The sequence below is a fragment of the Bacillus sp. FSL P4-0248 genome (assembly GCF_038593305.1).
Taxonomy (GTDB): domain Bacteria; phylum Bacillota; class Bacilli; order Bacillales; family Bacillaceae; genus Bacillus; species Bacillus safensis.
Genome location: NZ_CP151983.1, coordinates 187,249 through 204,333, shown reverse-complemented (window position 1 = coordinate 204,333; position 17,085 = coordinate 187,249). Strand labels below are relative to the sequence as shown.

Genomic DNA, 17,085 nt, shown 5'->3' with positions numbered 1-17,085 from the left:
GAATTTTCATTCTGATTGAGAAACATCAATCTTTCGATGTATATTATCATAATAAATCTACCCTTAAAAAACAATTGTTTTTTTGAGGAAAACACTATTAACAAAATATTCTGACATAAAATTAAGTTCAAATTGTTTTATATTGATATAATCAATAACCAGAAAAATCTTCAAAAAAAGACCGCTCTCACGGTCTTCTAAGCTCAAACTGTAAATTTATAGGAACATCGGTAATTGCTTTCCTAAAACACTTTCCTCTGATAAATCACAGTAGAAAGTCCCCAAGACAGCAAGTAGAAGAGCATAATCAGCACAGCTGACCCCGTATATAAAACAGGGATCGATAAATTCATAATAAAATCAGTGATCCCACTAAATTGCTCTGCCAAATAGAGAACAACAGGCGGTCCCATAGCAGATAATACGATAAAGCCAATGATCACTGCCGTTGTGATATAACCAGGCTTTAAGATATAAAACAATGGAAATGTACACGCCGCGAACAATAAAAACAACCCGCTGCCAATCGCAATATCTGACAGCGAAAACAGCTTCCCAAACACAAATAATGCAGCACTTGTCAGCACGATCGAAATACTCATATAGAAAATGGCGCCAAGATAACGTGATGCGATAATTTCTTTACGTGTATAGGGCAAGGAGTTTAATAGAATATTCGTTTCTGCCTTTTCATCATACGCATATGTGTTAAATGGAATGAAGACACTAGCGACTAGAAACGTCAATACTGGATGGACATCCATGAAAATAAAAAATAAGATAAACGGAATAAAAATAAGTAACTGCTTCTTTTGCAAAATCACATCACGCTTAATTAAATGAAACATGCGCAACCCCGCCTTTCAAATAAAACATGATATCCTCAAGCGACGCCGGTTCGATCACAACAGCATCCCCAAAAATAAGTTTCACCTCATCAACCCGATCGGTTAATGCTTCAAATCCGGCTGCTGTACGCTGGATATGGATAAACGCCTTTTCTGTGTCTCGATCCAATAACTCCAGGCTCCCCTTCACCAGCGCATAACTTTCTGCCACTTCATGAATCGACTGTTGAAACACCAATCTTCCATTTTGTATAAACGCAATATAATCCGCGATCCGGTCTAAATCAGTCGTCACATGCGTCGAGAAAAAGATCGTCTTATTTCCATCAATCATCAATTCTTGTAACGTGCTGAGCAGCTCTCTTCTAAAAACCGGATCTAAACCAGCAGTGGGTTCATCCATGATAATCAGCTCTGCATGATGTGACAGCGCAATCGCAAGTGACGCCTTCATCTGCATCCCTTTTGAAAATGTTTTGATCGCTTTATTCAGCGGCAGACCAAACTGTTCAATATATTGATCAAAAAGCCGGTCATCCCAACGTTTATAGGCAGGAGCCACAATCCGTTTGATGTCCTTTAAATTCAACCCTGGAAAAAAACATTTGCATCGTAAACAAATCCGATTCTTTCCTTAATCTCTTTTTCATGAGTATGATAATCCAATCCAAAGACCTTTATGTCACCTGAATCGGGTTTTAACAAATTCATGATCATTTTAATGGTGGTCGACTTACCCGCTCCATTCTCTCCAATAAACCCTGTAACAAAGCCTTTCTTAACCCGTAAATCAAGATCCTGAACGGAAAAATCCTTGAATCGTTTCGATACTCCTTTGAATTCAATCACATGCTCCACTCATCTCACTCCTCATATAAGAACTTTAATAACTGCTGCAATTCATCAAAAGATAAGCCTAATTCTTTGCCGTTTGTGACAACCGCTCCAAGCTGTTCCTCGATCACCTTCAATTTCTTCTCTCTCATCACTTCTAGGTTTTGTTCGGCAACAAAAGATCCCTTGCCTACAATCGAATAAATAAATCCCGCTTTCTCTAACTCTTCATACGCTCGCTTTGTTGTAATCACGCTAATTTGTAGATCCTTCGCCAGTTTTCGAATAGACGGCAGCGCTGCACCTTCCGCAAGCTCACCCGTTAAAATCATCGATTTGATTTGATTCGTAATTTGCTCATAGATAGGCTCCTTAGAATGGTTAGAAATCGTAATTTGCATATAAAAACCTCTTTTTTCAGATAGTTGAAACAAAATATTGTATATACACTATATATACATTATATACACACTAAAAGAATATTCAAGCATTTTAAAAAATGTTCTCCTCATTTTTTTAAAATAAAAAACCGCACAGCCCTTAAGCCATGCGGTTCTTTAACAAAATGCTTTACTTCCAATATACCCATTTTCCCATAAGCCACTCCACAGGACCTCTTCTCCATTTTTTCAAATAGAGATAGCTGATGAACAGCTGTGCTGTGTACAGTCCGACAGCAAGCAGCAGCCCAAACATTGATCCCAATTGTCCAAATAGACCAAGTCCATAAGAATAGAAAATCGTTGTACAAATAATCGACTGCGCCAAATAGTTTGAGAGAGACAAACGGCCAAGCCCTGCAAGCAGACGTTTGAGACCTTGAGCTGCCTTCGAATAGTAGAAAACAATAAAGGCTTGAATATACCCAATCGTGAGCACATAGGCACCCAGCGTAATCACCAATTCACTCCAAGGAGCATCAATGAACGTCGCACATTTTAAACCGAGCCCGATGATAATCATCCAAACCCAGCCTTTACGATAAGCCATGCCTCGATCTTCTTCTGTCAAATGACCCTTTTTCCCGATCGCCATGCCAAGCAGTGCAAACGGGCCAACCATGATCGTACCGAAAAGAAACCCTAATATCGGCATAAGCGTAATGGTCACGATCGCCAGAATCATGGTCACAATCATCATATCGTCTTCAACCGTAATCCGGCTGAGCAAAATATCCCCATAATCACCTTTTGCATACACATCGGTTAATAAATCATCAGTTCCATAAACAAATTTCATCATGTATGGCAAAACGACTAATGACAACGCACCTAACACACCCGACCAAATAAGCATTGTTTTAATCCGGCTGCTCAAAAACATCATCAAGAAAAACGTACAAGCTCCATAATAAAGAAGAATGTCACCGTTCCAAATAAAGATGTAATGCAGCATCCCAAGCACAATCAAACCAAAACCACGGCGAACGACAATGGCATTCGTATTTAATCCCTTGGCCTTCGTCGATTCAATCAGCTTGATAAAAGAATACCCAAACAAAAAGGAAAAGATCGGATAAAAAGACCCTTGGAACAAAATTTCCGTCACATATACACCGAATTCCTGTCCCCAAAAACTCGAATCAAACATTTTCTCAAAATCATAATCATATTGGAAATTAAGCATATTCACAATCAAAATACCTAATAAACTAAAACCACGTAAACTATCAATAAACTCAACCCTAGATCCCTTCAACACGACAGCTCCTTCGGACAATATAAAGATAAAGCATATTTATCCTACCACACTTTTAAAAAAATGGTTTCCATCCCCATGTGAAAAAGTGTGTTTTAAGGTAAATTTAATAAAAAAACCTAGAATCTATATTCTAGGTATCATACTAAATACTTATGACTTATGACTTTCTTCTTCCCGCAGCACACGCTTCAAATAAAACAAAATTCCCAAACCGAATAAAATCAACGCCATTTCCCAGTCTGCAGAAATCGGCAACCATTTCAGCATCATTAAAATCAGCAAAACCGCTCCAACACCTGCGAAAAAAATGACGTTTCTTTTTAATTCTTTGTTTGATTGAAACAACACTCTCTCCTCCTTGATACCTACTAACCAAATGAATGTTTTTCTAACCAGCCGGTATCTCCCATTTTCCAAGCTATTCATTGACCCTAAAAACTCCTTTGATCTTAAGGGCAAATCCAAGGAAGATGCTCAGGCGAGTTGAGTTTCTGCGTTCCCACTATTCATCCCCCTTATCTTTTAACTGAAAGGCGATGATTTTTCCTAATGCTTCCTCAGCAGCAAAAGGAGTAACGCTGCCTGTTGGATTTTCTTGTTCTTGTTTTAAGCACTCATACATGTTTTTTTCGATTTTTGATGGATCAATCCAAGAAATACACCATGATGCCCAAAAACAAGTAGGCCCCTCATAACGTTTCGCTAATGGCAGAAGGAATGGCAGACTAGGCTGCCCAATCCTCATGAGTGAGATGGCAGCAGCCATTCTTGTCTCCTCTTCGTCACTCTCTAAGAGGTTGGCTAAGGACTCAGCTGCGTCCTCTGCATCCGCTCCAAATTCACCCAGTACAGCTGCTGCAATATTTCGCAGAGACCCCTTTTCTTTTAAAGCTTCAACAAGCACGGGCACTGCATCTTTTCCTGATTTTCTCAATTCCCCCATTGCTTGAACGATCGTTACTTCATTTGTATTGGCCAATTGTTGAACGGATTGAGACAGCTTATTTTCTGGCTTCATTTACAATCAACTCCTCTTTTTACTGAACCGCGCGGTATCGATAACAAAGCACATAAAATCCAGCTCCAGCCACTAGGGATACAATTGTAGTTAACAAGCCATCAGTGATGAGATGAATGCTAATCATGACCATAGCACTGATCACAAACGCAAATAGCAATGATCGATAATAGGCGGCCAAAGCAAAACTTCTTTCTCTTCTCAGAGGCTGCATAAAGGCAAAGAACCGTATGGCTAAAAACCATATATAAATTCCTCCACCAAATAAGGTCCAATACAAAACATCCTGAATACCAGCCAATAAAAGAGAAACCAAGTAGAACGCATACAACCAAAAGGTTTGAAACACTTCTAACAAAATGATTTTTTGATATAAAGCCCCAGGAAAAAGATAGAGCACTCCTGTTTGTGCGTGTCTTACAATCCCCGCATAATATGAGCTAAAAAGAACAGATGCAGCAATGACAATCAAGAATAGATTCAGCCAATCTGAAAAATAAGTAAAGAGGACATAGTAAGTACCGATTAACAGCATGGTAGATAGCACATGGAAGGTGATATATTTTTTTATCAGCAATAATTCAATCCAAAGAAAAGCCCAAACGCCCGTTAATGCTGGAAGTCCCCACCATGTCCTGCTCTTTTTTTGAACGATTGGACTTGATTGAATATGTCTCCCCTCAAATTCCTCCCAAAATACTGCCTCCTTGACTAAAGACTCCTTCATCTCTAAACGATGACTAGCACTGTACATCATCATGAAAGATAGAAACATCACTCCAATAAAAATGAAGACAGAAAGAATGGAGAACTCTTCGATCATACGTCCAACTTGAAACATCAAAGAATCAGCAATGTTCATCAATGAAGGCTGTTTCATCACCAATTGATTCAAAACAAGTAGTGCAAAGCTGAAAAACATCAAGACAAAACTGAGTAAGAGCAAACGCTTGTATACTCGAATGGTTCTAGCACAAGAAACCGCAATCATCCAAGTTTCGACCAAACATAACAGCCCTGTCAGAATGAGTGATTTGCCAAGCAGAAACGGGTACTGCTGCGTCATAAAAAACAGGAGTAGATCGGCAGCTACAGCAGAGAAAATGAGAAGAGCCCCTCTCCAGAAAATGTGATACATCCACACACTGATAACAACCGTCCATAAAGAAACGCCATTTCCATATAACCAAATGATATCGTTCATTTGGCTAGGCAGCCGGTTCGTAAACAAACCAACCCCCGTATAAAGAACAAACAAACAGATAATGATCCATCCAGCTGTACCCGTATTCCAATCACCCATACTTGAAACTGCACTTAGCTGAAAACCAATTGCCGCTATGAAAAGAAGTAAGATCAGAAAAGGCATTTTCTTTTCTTGATTTTTACTGATCAAGCGCCTTTGAGATTTCATCCATAAAAGGGAGAGTGTGTTATTCACTTGACCACTCCCCCAAAAGTTGAATAACTTCTGCCCTCCACTCAACCTGTTCTTCCTTTAATTGAGGAACATCCATACTCTTCATGATGGCACCGTCTCGAATCAATACCACCCTACTGGCTGTATCGAGAACGAACTCCAGACTATGAGTCGACACAAAGACCGACCCACCTTGACTGCTTTTTTGTCTCAGCCAATCCGACAGCCACTGTTTAGACGGAATATCTAACCCGACAGTCGGTTCATCTAATATAAAAAGGGAGGCATCTTGAACAATGGCTCCTGCTAAGACGACACGCTGCTTTTGGCCTCTTGAAAGCCTTCCACACAGTTCATTCATCTTCTTTTCCATATGTACTTCTTTCAACGCTTCATATACCTTTTCCTTGATCTGTTTTAAGCCTTTATGATATCCACGTGCACGGAATTGAACATGTTCAGCAACCGTTAGTTCTGGATACAAATAGGGGTGATCAGGAATAAGAGCTACTTGTTTTTGGACATGGGCATGACCAGGCGGGAAACCCTCTATGAGAATTTCCCCTCCATCTGGTTTATATAGACCTGTTACACACCGAATCGTTGTCGTCTTCCCGGCACCATTAGGCCCAAGCAGCGCCACAACCTCTCCTGCTTCGATGGAAAATGACAGACCCTCTATCCCATCACCATTGCTATATCGTTTGCTTACATTCTGAACCTCCATGAATGGCATCAAATCTCTCCTTTTGATTAGAGTGATGTATGCTTATCTATGGTGTGTTAAAATTAAAAACGAATGTCATTAGACCCACTATTCATTAACCCTAATATTACCATATAGAGAATAACAAGGTAATAGGAATGAGGTAATCTATTCTATATACAACGGAAAAAGAAAATAGTTTATGTACAAAATAAAAAAAGATTGGGTGGCAGCATCCCAATCTTTTATCTATTAACCCTATACCATCTCCTGACACGCCCAAGCATCCACCTCAACCTTTAAAGCAGGTGAAGCCAAAGCCACCACATAAATCATCGTCATACAAGGCAGATGATCGCCTAAAAACTGCCCCATAATTTGTTTCCTGCTCTCAGCATCGAACTCTCCAACGAGATAAAATACTAGTTTCGTTATATCTTCCACAGCCATATCTGCCGCTTCTACATTTCGTTTCACATTCTCTAACGCTAGCTCTAGCTGCTCCAACGGGCTCTCAGGAATTGTTCCATCCGCCTCCATCCCCACTTGACCTGATAGAGTTAACCACCGCTGTGGTCCAGTTGTTTCTATTTGATGGGTATATGGTGCAAGTGGCGGGTGAATGGTCTCAGGATTACGTGATGTTCTCATGAATAAAAACCCCTTTTCTGAAAATACACAATTTTTCTCATCATATCAAATTTTCAACCGTATTCAGATTTTTATGCTCATAGTAAACTTTCAGAAACAATCGCAACAGGCTGCTATAATTCTTGTTTTCTAAAAAGAAACCATCCGATGAGAAAAAAGAAAACAATCAATACCGATACACCTAGAAAACTTGTAAGTGCCTGATCCGAATAAGTCCCTTTATGAATCATCTCTTCGGCTGCACTTGTCACGCCTTTAGGCGCAAACTTCCCTAATGTCTCTTCATAAAATGAAGGTACGGTAAACAGAATAAGGTTGATCAAAAGCGACACACCACCAGCTGTGACAGAACGTTGAAAGAACGCCGAAGCACAAATGGTCGATACTACAATCAGCAATAAATTTGGATAATAAAGAAGTGTTCCTTTTAACACATTGACCCAATCCACATGCCCAAATTGAATGTCCACATAATAAACAGAGACAAGCACCGCCACCACCAAACTAAACAAAGTCAAACAGGCATAGGCGCATATTTTCGAGACATAGTAACTCGTTCGACTGATCGGTTTCACCATAATCATCGCAGTCACTCCAGAGGCACGCTCTCCAGCGATCGTCCCCATCACGATCAAAATCAGGATAAACACACCTAGCGAATCAAATTTACTCAATGCACTCGCCAAAGCCTCTCCTGCACTAGGCTCTGGTATGTAAAATGTAGATCCTTCAGGTAAATTAGCTGATTTCGATAGAAGATCCGGCAGCACTTTGAGCGTAATAGGCTGCGTAATCATTAAAATCGTAAAAATGATAGGAACAAATAAGATTTTATAGCTAGTGAATAACTCCCTAAATTCCTTTTTCAACATCATCATGCATTCACAACCTTCATGAAAATATCTTCAAGCGTCAGCTTAGATAGTCGATAATGGAGGAGAACACCCCCAGATTCAGTGATGAGACGAGGCAGCTCCTTCAATGCTATTTGCTGATCGTTCACTCGCACCTGATAAGCATCTCCTGTCTCAAAGCATTCCTCCACCCAATCCCGCTCTTTTAACAAAGCCACTAATTTCATATTCTGTTGTTCTAATTGAAATTCAATCACTGGCTGGATATAGTCATCTTTAATCTGTTTTATGGAAGAAGACATCTCAATTTTGCCACTGTTGATCATGATAATATGATCTGTCACACGTTCAATGTCATCTAAAATATGGGTCGACATAAAGATCAACATCTCTTGTTTCAGACGCTCAATCAATGTCAGAACGTCTTTTCTCCCCATGGGATCAAGTGCAGACACAGGTTCATCCAAGATGAGAACCTTCGGGCTGTTGATAAGCGCCTGCGCAATGGCAAGCCTTTGCTTCATTCCCCCGCTATAGCTGCCAATGGCACGATCCTTCGCCTCATATATGCGGCAAAGCTTCAACAGCTCCTCTGTTTTGGAGCGAATGATTTTTTTCTCTAAATGAAATAACCCGCCAACCCAATGCATCCACTCCTGCCCCGTCATATCCTGATAAAATGCAGGATGCTGCGGACAATACCCTATCACATGACTGATTTGATCCATCTCCTTTGTGACATCCAAACCTGCCACCTTCACGACCCCAGAAGTAGGACGAGCAAGCCCCGTCAAAATCCGGATCGTCGTTGTCTTCCCCGCTCCATTGGCTCCTAAAAAACCAACACATCCAACCTCCCCAACAGAAAAGGAAACCTCTTTTAACACTTCATGCCGTCCATACGATTTCGTCAGCCCGTGACACTCCAACATATTCAAACGAATCCCCCCTACTAAGATTGTTTACGACCAAAAATCAAATACGCAATAGGACCGGCACTTGCCACAAACACAATCACCAACGCCCAAATCCACTTCACCTCTCCTCTGATCCTCGATGGATCTCTTTTCAGCAAATCAAACAAACCAATCACCATCAAAATCGCTTGCAGCAAAATAAGAGGTAATATCATCTTCATATCCATCCACGCCACTCCCTTTTCAAACGCCAATTCGTTTTGGTATTACTTCTTTTGACGACATGAAGAGTGAATTCGTTCAAATGGATTTTATTTTTATTGGTCGAATGATCTATAAATATAAAAAAGCCCAGTGAAGGTTAGTTCACTGGGCTTGCTTGTTATTCTCATGATGAACCTCGTAAAATCTTTTCCATCTTCTTTCCTTTCGCTAACTCATCAATCAGCTTATCTAGATAACGAATGTTCTTCATGGTTTCTTCCTCAATGTCCTCTACCCGTACACCACAGATGACTCCTTTGATTAAACTGCGGGAAGGATGAAGCTCAGGAGCCTCGGCAAAAAATGTTTCTATATCTGTATTTTTATCCACCTGTTCCTGCAACTCTTCTGGACTGTACCCTGTTAACCAACAAATAATCGTATCGACTTCAGCCTTTGTTCGTCCCTTTCTCTCTGCCTTTGCGATATAGAGAGGATAGACTTTTGCAAAGCTCATTGTGTAAATTTTAGGTTTGGTCATGTGCTCTTCTCTCTTTCTTTGTTTAAGTATTTTTTCGATGCATTAGAAGATAGTTAACCACTCGTTTATATTTCTTTTATCATCAGATATATTACAATAATAACCACATATGTATACATTATGATATAATTACTCGTTATTATATGTGAAAGGAAGAAGAAAATTGTCTAATTTCGATTTTCACGCATTACTTCAACCATTAGAGTTTGAGATGCTGGTATGTGATGTAGTGTCTCAAAGAGAAAGGGTCCCCTTTAGAACCTTTAAAGAGGGGCGAGATCAAGGTATTGATGGATTTTATACAGACAGTAAAACTAAAACCATCATACAAGTTAAACGTTATGGTCAGCAATTTTTTAAACCATTAATGAAGACTTTAAAGCAGGATCTCCAAAAAATCCGTAAATTAAAACCAGATCGATATATCTTAGGAGTATCAATGGAGTTAACACGACAACAAACAAAAGATATTGTTGATTTATTTAAAGAATTCAACGTTACTGAACACGATATATTAGATAGAGTTGAATTGAACAGACTCCTTTCACAGCCGACTTACAGAAAAGTGATAATCAACCAACCAAAGCTTTTAATCCCAAACTCAAATGTCCTAGAGCATTTGTTAAAAAAATACTTACATAGTCGTATTTATAAAGAGTCTGCCTATAGATTAAAAGATGCTTGTAAAACAGCAAAAACTTTTATACCTTCAAAAGTCTATAGGTCAGCAATTACAAATTGGGACATTAACAGAACTATCATACTTTCCGGAGAACCAGGTGTTGGAAAGACAACAATCGCTCAAATTCTAGCTTTAGCCCATTTGTATCAAGATCAATTAAACGGATTTAGATGGGTATACTCAATCGATGATATATACAGTATGTTAGATGAAGACCAAATACAAGTTTTTATTTTAGATGATTACTGGGGAAGTATCCTCGAAAAAGAAAAGAATAAAAAAGAAGAAGAACGCTTAGCTAAGTTAATAAAGGATATCGAAAATTTTCCTAATGATACAAGATTAATTATTACAACAAGAGAATATATTCTTCAACAACTCATTCATAAAAGTCCTTTACTTAAAAAAATATTTGATAACTATACCTTAATTTGCAACTTGGAAGCATACACCGAGAGTGAAAAAACAAGTATTTTATTTAGTCGCCTCTATTACTCAAAACTGAATTATGAGCATGTTAACTATTTGCATCTTCATACAGATGAAATTGTATATCACGACAATTATAATCCAAGGGTACTATCACTATTTTTAGATCAACAACCTCAAAGTTATGAAACACCAGAAGATTACTTAAATCGATTGTTAAATTATTTAGATTGTCCAAGTGATTTTTGGAGAGATATTTTTGATAATTTATCTAATGAAGCAAAGTTTGTAGCTTTGCTACTACTAATTACTTCGACCCCCTCATTACAAGAGGATATTGAAATCTGCTACAAAAATTCCTTACACTATTATTTCACTGAAACGCACACGAAGAATTTAAGTGAGAGTCTCAGAGAACTTGAAGAAACCATGATCAAGACAGTTTATGATGATGAGTATGATGATATCTTTTTATATTTTATTAACCCATCAGCACAAGATTTTCTGCTTGACTTCTTGAAAGAGAATTGTGAACAATGGATTCCAAAACTACTGCCTTGCTGCTCCTTCTATAATCAATTATTATTTCTATTTAAGAATATATCACCTTTTTGTAGTTCAAACGTTAGTGAACAAATCATACAAAGTTGTATAGAACATTATGATGATTATACAACTAGTTTTTCAGAAAACGATAATATATGGAATGTTGATATTTTAGAACAAGAAAAGGGAAGCTTAGATAGATTCTTTGATTTACTTAGAATTTATCTAACACAAAATCAAAAACAACCGAGTCTTTATAAATTTTTAGAGTATAAAATCAGTCAGTACTGTATTGATATGGGGAGTAATGATCCTAAAGAATATCAATATAACGATTTACACAATTTACCTGGTTATATCGCAAGTTGCACAAATATTGGAATGACTTTTAACGGATATAAATTAATAGATAAATACTACAAAAACGCCTTTAGTGTGTTTCATTATAAAGCGATGGAGCGTTTTCGAGAAATATTTCCTAAGGAGTACGAAATATTTTACGAATCTTTTAACTCAAAAATTAGAAAAAATATAAAACAATTAATTTTTTCAGAGTTAGATTTTTTAGATGAATACTGCATGGATGTAGAATTAGATATATTAATTGATAGCATTCCTGATTTATGTGATTTTTTTTGCGTTCAATACTCAATAGAAATGGATAAAGAAATTGAGCTTCTATATGGACGCTCACCTACAAAAATAAATAATGATCATTCAATAATGAACAGGCATTTGTCGAATGAATATAATTCAAGTGAACATGACATAAGTACAGTAAAATATAACGCATATGATTGGATGTATGGAAAGGAAGAAGCATTAATAGAAAATGATGAAGTTATCGAACTTATATCAAATAGCAAACTTTCGAATGGAGTCAAAGATAAACTAATTCTCACATTAGACAATTATTCACCAGTTTACGTCTACCAATTACTAAATACGAAAGAATCCTTGAATTTGTTAATTTCAATGTTAGAAAAAGACGGTTCAATGATGCCTGAGAGAGAAAGCGACTTATATATGAAGATGTTAACCCATTTAACTCAAGGAGATTCCACATTATTAATAAATTTAATTAACTTCTGTATTGATTCATTTTATTCATTCATGTATAGGGAAAAACCTTTATTCCGAAAAGGAGAATTTTTAAAAAGTAATATTTATAGTGACCATTTAGCAGATAACCCTTCACTCAAAAATATTGTGTATGAACATTTAATATTAGAGGATGAACAGTGGTTACGATTTATTCATATTCCATTATTCGTCGCTTGCTTTTCGATGAGTATATGTTTTAGCGTTGATGATGATGAATTACTAGAAATCTACCCAGAAATATGGGGTGATAATTCAAAAAAAATCAAACGAATACAGCTAGAGAATGGAAAAGAATTATCCGAACTATTTTATCCTGAATTTGGAGAATACTACATCTATAACAGTGAGTGGGAAAGCATATTATATCGGCTTTTCGAAGAGTTAAAACCATATCATTTTAATCAATTCTACGTTGAACCTGCCATTAAGCGATTTATGAAACACTTAGGGGATGGCGATGAATCATCAAAGGTATTACAACTTATATCAACTATGGAATTGTTATTGGAATATGATCAGCATGATGAGATTAATCATATCGGGCAACAATATAGTATTAGTGACGAACAAAATCTTATCGAGAAATTAGGAATAGCTGATTTTGATTTTTGGGATTTACCTTCGATTCCCCAAAATACATTTACTCATTTATTAAAAGGTGATTTAATAAAACGGAAAGTACATAATTGGCAAATGCCAGTTTACAAAATAGAGAACATCTGTTTATTAAAAGAGCTTGGAGTTTATAATCACTCATTAACATCCATAAAAAAGATTGAAAATCTCCTTAAACGCTTTGAAAATGGTGATTATTCGCAAATAATAGTAACCTAAACAAAAAACACCCCTTTGACAAATTCTCAAAGGGGTGTTTCATTATAAAAATTAACCCTACTCCACCGTCACACTTTTCGCAAGGTTACGTGGTTTATCCACATCACACCCGCGGTGAAGGGCTGCGTAGTAAGCGATCAGCTGTAATGGGACAACAGATGCAAGTGGTGCAAGTGCTGGGTGTACAGCTGGAAGGACGAAACGGTCGCCCTCGTCTTCTAGACCTTTTAGTGAGATGACACATGGGTTTGCGCCTCGTGCAACGACTTCTTTGACGTTACCGCGAATGCTGAGATTCACGTGCTCTTGTGTTGCAAGGGCAATGACCGGTGTGCCTTCTTCAATCAAAGCAATGGTGCCGTGTTTGAGTTCTCCGCCAGCAAAGCCTTCTGCTTGGATGTAAGAGATCTCTTTTAGCTTCAGTGAACCTTCAAGGCACACATAGTAGTCAAGTCCTCTTCCGATAAAGAATGCGTTACGTGTCACTGTGAAGAAGTCACGAGCGATTTGTTCCATTTCATCCTTTTGATCGACAAGGGCTTCCATTGCGTTTGCTACAATACCAAGCTCTTTCACAAGATCAAAGTCAAGAGATTGACCATTTAATTCAGCTGCAACTGATGCAAGGATTGCAAGTACAGCGATTTGTGCTGTGTAGGCTTTTGTTGAAGCCACTGCGATTTCTGGTCCTGCATGAAGAAGCAATGTGAAGTCCGCTTCACGAGAAAGCGTAGATCCTGGTACGTTTGTGATCGTTAATGCTTTATGACCAAGCTCTTTCACTTGAACAAGTACAGCACGGCTGTCGGCAGTCTCTCCAGATTGAGAAAGGAAGATGAACAACGGCTTTTTCGATAGAAGCGGCATGTTGTAAGAGAATTCACTTGCTACATGGACTTCTACAGGTACTTTTGCCCAGTCTTCAATGTATTGTTTACCGACAAGACCTGCATGGTAGCTCGTTCCGCAAGCCACAATGTAAATGCGGTCTGCTTCTGCTACTGCGCTTGCGATATCGCCAGCAACTGACAGCTTGCCGTTTTCGTCTTGATATTCTTGGATGATTTTGCGCATAACAAGCGGCTGTTCATCCGTTTCTTTTAACATGTAGTGAGGATATGTGCCTTTCTCAATGTCGCTTGCATCAAGCTCAGCGATATAAGAAGGACGTGTCATGATATCACCGTCAAGGTTTTTAATCATAACCTCGTCTTTTGTGACAATGACCATTTCTTTATCCATTAATTCCGCATATTCGTTTGTTACTTGAAGCATCGCCATTGCGTCAGAAGCCACAACGTTGAAATCTTCGCCGAAACCAACCAATAATGGGCTTTTGTTTTTCGCCACATAGATTGTTTCTTTGTTTTCGTTATCGAAAAGGGCAATCGCGTAAGAGCCTTTTAGTTGAAGAAGCGTTTGACGGAAAGCTTCCTCTGTATCAAGACCTCTGTTTACAAATTGTTCGATGACTTGAACAACAACCTCTGTATCTGTGTCGCTTTTTAGTGTGACGTCTTGTAAATATTCGCGTGTCAATTGTACATAGTTCTCGATGACACCGTTATGAACAAGCGTAAAACGGCCAGAAGCACTTTGATGCGGATGCGCATTTAGATGGCTTGGTACACCGTGAGTTGCCCAGCGTGTATGTCCGATTCCTGCTGAAGATGCCACGTTTGCATCCACGACTTCACGAAGCTCAGCGATACGTCCTTTTTCTTTAAATACATGCACGCCATCTTCGTTTGCCACAGCGATACCTGCTGAATCATACCCGCGGTACTCAAGCTTCTCTAAACCTTTTAATAAGATTTCCTTCGCATCATTCTGACCAATATAACCTACGATTCCACACATAAATATTCTTCCTCCCGATCATGTGAAAGGGACAAAGAAAGCCTACTAAAATAGAAGGGACATTTCTTCGTCCCTCTCTACATGTTTAATTTGGGAGATCATGTGTATTCCCTTTGTACAAAGAGTCACCTCTTTGCTTTAAAGAAACACTTACGGCTGTGATCTCTTTTTTTGATCAGCCGGGAGGCATCCGCCGAAAATTCGATAACCTCCATCCTCGTCAACTAAGCATCTTTCGTCCGATCGCTTAGTTCGGGCGCTATAATTATAAGAGAGTTTCTGAACATCTACCCTGCCTTTCCTGATAGAATAAAAATCCAGTAACACAAGGATGATTGTACTATAAGGTCTGACCTCCGTCAATCACAATGTGCGGGTAATCCCCTTCATTTGAGAAAGTGAGACCTCCATACACTATATGCGATGAGGCTTGTCTCGTTCTACCTTTGATGTGCTCTCCTATGTATGAAGACAGCGGCAAATTGCCCTCGCTTATAAGATTCGTACAAATCCATCCATTTATGCCGCTTATTCGAAAAAAAAGCAAACCGCTGTTAGCGATTTGCTTTCATCTATTACTCAATACCCATTTCTTCTTTCACAACAGCTGTAATTCGAGCCACATATTCATTACACAGCTCTTTTGTTTTCGCCTCTGCCATGACACGTACAAGCGGCTCTGTTCCAGATGGACGAACAAGAATACGGCCGTCACCATTCATCTCTTTTTCGACCTCTTGGATCACCGCTTTTACTTTTTCATTTTCTTCTACTTTATATTTATCAGACACTTTCACATTCACTAAAAGCTGTGGGAATTTTTCCATTTCCGCTGCAAGCTCTGATAATGTTTTCCCTGTCGCTTTGAGCGTATTCACAAGCATGATCGCAGAAAGCATGCCATCACCTGTCGTATTATAATCAAGGAAAATCAAATGGCCTGACTGCTCACCGCCGACATTATAGCCATCCTTTTTCATCGCTTCGACCACATAGCGGTCACCAACAGCTGTTTGAATGCTCTTAATGCCTTGTTTCTCAAGCGCTTTATAGAAACCAAGGTTACTCATGACCGTTGACACGACGGTATCATCCTTTAACCGGCCTTCATCCTTCAAATAACGTGCACATATGTACATAATTTGATCGCCGTCTACGATATCACCTTTTTCATCGACTGCAATTAAACGGTCACCGTCACCATCAAACGCAAGACCAATATCTGCACCCTTCTCCTTCACAAAAGCAGAAAGTGCCTCTGGATGAGTGGAACCTACACCATCATTGATATTCAATCCGTTTGGAGATGTTCCCATTGTGGACACATCAGCATCTAAATCTGCAAATAAATGTGTCGCTAGAGAAGAGGTTGCACCGTGTGCACAGTCAAGCGCCACGTGAATACCTGTGAAATCCTCGTCCGCTGTCTGCTTTAAGAATTGCAGGTATTTCTGACCGCCTTCAAAGTAATCGTTCACCGTTCCAAGATCGGCTCCAACTGGGCGTGGTAATTGATCGACTGGCTGATCCATCAGCTGCTCAATTTCGTTTTCCTGTTCATCTGACAGCTTAAAGCCGTCACCGCCGAAGAATTTAATGCCGTTGTCTTGAACTGGATTGTGTGAAGCAGAAATCATGACACCCGCTTCAGCATCCATTGCCTTCGTTAAATAAGACACACCAGGTGTTGAGATCACACCTAGACGCATTACTTCAGCTCCAATTGAAAGTAAGCCTGCAACAAGCGCTCCTTCTAACATATGACCAGATACACGTGTGTCTCGACCAACGAGTACCTTTGGACGTTCTTTATCCTTCGTGAGCACATAGCCGCCAAATCTCCCAACTTTAAATGCGAGCTCTGGCGTTAATTCGCTATTCGCTACACCCCTTACACCATCAGTTCCAAAGTACTTGCCCATGTTTCAATCGCTCC

15 protein-coding genes and 1 pseudogene are annotated in these 17,085 nt (G+C 39.0%); 1 reads left to right on the top strand and 15 read right to left on the bottom strand.

From position 1 onward, the window contains the following. Positions 1-242: 242 nt before the first annotated feature. From NST65_RS01155 to NST65_RS01095, 13 genes and pseudogenes are all read right to left on the bottom strand, one after another. Entirely contained in the window at positions 243-848 is a 606-nt protein-coding gene (locus NST65_RS01155) for an ABC-2 transporter permease (protein ID WP_111927602.1), read from the bottom strand. Beyond that, positions 832-1,706: pseudogene (locus tag NST65_RS01150) on the bottom strand (ABC transporter ATP-binding protein). The gene NST65_RS01155 and the pseudogene NST65_RS01150 overlap by 17 nt, the downstream one beginning before the upstream one ends. Before the next feature lie 5 nt (positions 1,707-1,711). After that, complete coding sequence (locus NST65_RS01145) at positions 1,712-2,083, bottom strand: GntR family transcriptional regulator (RefSeq protein WP_003217079.1); 372 nt, start codon at positions 2,081-2,083, stop codon at positions 1,712-1,714. A gap of 169 nt (positions 2,084-2,252) precedes the next feature. Next, complete coding sequence (locus tag NST65_RS01140) at positions 2,253-3,380, bottom strand: DUF418 domain-containing protein (protein WP_065215415.1); 1,128 nt, start codon at positions 3,378-3,380, stop codon at positions 2,253-2,255. Between the two features lie 153 nt (positions 3,381-3,533). Next, positions 3,534-3,728, bottom strand: coding sequence for a hypothetical protein (locus NST65_RS01135; protein ID WP_111927603.1), 195 nt, complete (start codon positions 3,726-3,728; stop codon positions 3,534-3,536). 157 nt (positions 3,729-3,885) lie between these two features. Further along, on the bottom strand, positions 3,886-4,401 hold the full coding sequence (locus NST65_RS01130) for a HEAT repeat domain-containing protein (protein WP_111927604.1): 516 nt from the start codon (positions 4,399-4,401) through the stop codon (positions 3,886-3,888). Positions 4,402-4,420: 19 nt separating this feature from the next. Then, entirely contained in the window at positions 4,421-5,842 is a 1,422-nt protein-coding gene (skfF, locus tag NST65_RS01125) for a sporulation killing factor system integral membrane protein (RefSeq protein WP_111927605.1), read from the bottom strand. After that, on the bottom strand, positions 5,835-6,557 hold the full coding sequence (locus NST65_RS01120) for an ABC transporter ATP-binding protein (RefSeq protein WP_111927606.1): 723 nt from the start codon (positions 6,555-6,557) through the stop codon (positions 5,835-5,837). The genes skfF and NST65_RS01120 overlap by 8 nt, the downstream gene beginning before the upstream one ends. A 228-nt stretch (positions 6,558-6,785) precedes the next feature. After that, complete coding sequence (locus NST65_RS01115) at positions 6,786-7,178, bottom strand: RidA family protein (RefSeq protein WP_024424440.1); 393 nt, start codon at positions 7,176-7,178, stop codon at positions 6,786-6,788. A 113-nt stretch (positions 7,179-7,291) separates the two neighbouring features. Beyond that, positions 7,292-8,056, bottom strand: a complete 765-nt coding sequence (locus NST65_RS01110) for an ABC transporter permease subunit (protein ID WP_111927607.1) — start codon at positions 8,054-8,056, stop codon at positions 7,292-7,294. Continuing rightward, positions 8,053-8,970: an ABC transporter ATP-binding protein gene (locus tag NST65_RS01105; RefSeq protein WP_111927608.1), complete on the bottom strand. Its 918-nt coding sequence runs from the start codon at positions 8,968-8,970 to the stop codon at positions 8,053-8,055. The genes NST65_RS01110 and NST65_RS01105 overlap by 4 nt, the downstream gene beginning before the upstream one ends. Positions 8,971-8,984: 14 nt before the next feature. Then, positions 8,985-9,176, bottom strand: coding sequence for a PLD nuclease N-terminal domain-containing protein (locus NST65_RS01100; RefSeq protein WP_081123891.1), 192 nt, complete (start codon positions 9,174-9,176; stop codon positions 8,985-8,987). Positions 9,177-9,337: 161 nt separating this feature from the next. Then, positions 9,338-9,694 carry a DUF2200 domain-containing protein gene (locus tag NST65_RS01095; protein WP_034621705.1) on the bottom strand — a complete coding sequence of 119 codons (357 nt, stop codon included), beginning with the start codon at positions 9,692-9,694 and terminating at the stop codon, positions 9,338-9,340. 163 nt (positions 9,695-9,857) lie between these two features. On the opposite strand from NST65_RS01095, the gene NST65_RS01090 reads away from it, so the two are divergent. Beyond that, positions 9,858-13,289, top strand: a complete 3,432-nt coding sequence (locus tag NST65_RS01090) for a restriction endonuclease (protein ID WP_111927609.1) — start codon at positions 9,858-9,860, stop codon at positions 13,287-13,289. A gap of 57 nt (positions 13,290-13,346) precedes the next feature. Here NST65_RS01090 and glmS read toward each other — a convergent pair whose 3' ends face one another. Both glmS and glmM read right to left on the bottom strand, forming a co-directional pair. Then, positions 13,347-15,149: a glutamine--fructose-6-phosphate transaminase (isomerizing) gene (glmS, locus tag NST65_RS01085; protein WP_065215420.1), complete on the bottom strand. Its 1,803-nt coding sequence runs from the start codon at positions 15,147-15,149 to the stop codon at positions 13,347-13,349. Between the two features lie 575 nt (positions 15,150-15,724). Beyond that, complete coding sequence (gene glmM / locus NST65_RS01080) at positions 15,725-17,071, bottom strand: phosphoglucosamine mutase (protein WP_034284242.1); 1,347 nt, start codon at positions 17,069-17,071, stop codon at positions 15,725-15,727. Positions 17,072-17,085 lie beyond the last annotated feature (14 nt).

Excerpts from the sequence above, each read along its gene's own strand:
- NST65_RS01120 (WP_111927606.1), bottom strand. The coding sequence starts at position 6,557 with ATGCCATTCATGGAGGTTCAGAATGTAAGCAAACGATATAGCAATGGT.
- NST65_RS01130 (WP_111927604.1), bottom strand. The coding sequence starts at position 4,401 with ATGAAGCCAGAAAATAAGCTGTCTCAATCCGTTCAACAATTGGCCAAT.
- NST65_RS01110 (WP_111927607.1), bottom strand. The coding sequence starts at position 8,056 with ATGATGATGTTGAAAAAGGAATTTAGGGAGTTATTCACTAGCTATAAA.
- glmM (WP_034284242.1), bottom strand. The coding sequence starts at position 17,071 with ATGGGCAAGTACTTTGGAACTGATGGTGTAAGGGGTGTAGCGAATAGC.
- NST65_RS01095 (WP_034621705.1), bottom strand. The coding sequence starts at position 9,694 with ATGACCAAACCTAAAATTTACACAATGAGCTTTGCAAAAGTCTATCCT.
- NST65_RS01100 (WP_081123891.1), bottom strand. The coding sequence starts at position 9,176 with ATGGATATGAAGATGATATTACCTCTTATTTTGCTGCAAGCGATTTTG.
- NST65_RS01145 (WP_003217079.1), bottom strand. The coding sequence starts at position 2,083 with ATGCAAATTACGATTTCTAACCATTCTAAGGAGCCTATCTATGAGCAA.
- NST65_RS01115 (WP_024424440.1), bottom strand. The coding sequence starts at position 7,178 with ATGAGAACATCACGTAATCCTGAGACCATTCACCCGCCACTTGCACCA.
- NST65_RS01155 (WP_111927602.1), bottom strand. The coding sequence starts at position 848 with ATGTTTCATTTAATTAAGCGTGATGTGATTTTGCAAAAGAAGCAGTTA.
- glmS (WP_065215420.1), bottom strand. The coding sequence starts at position 15,149 with ATGTGTGGAATCGTAGGTTATATTGGTCAGAATGATGCGAAGGAAATC.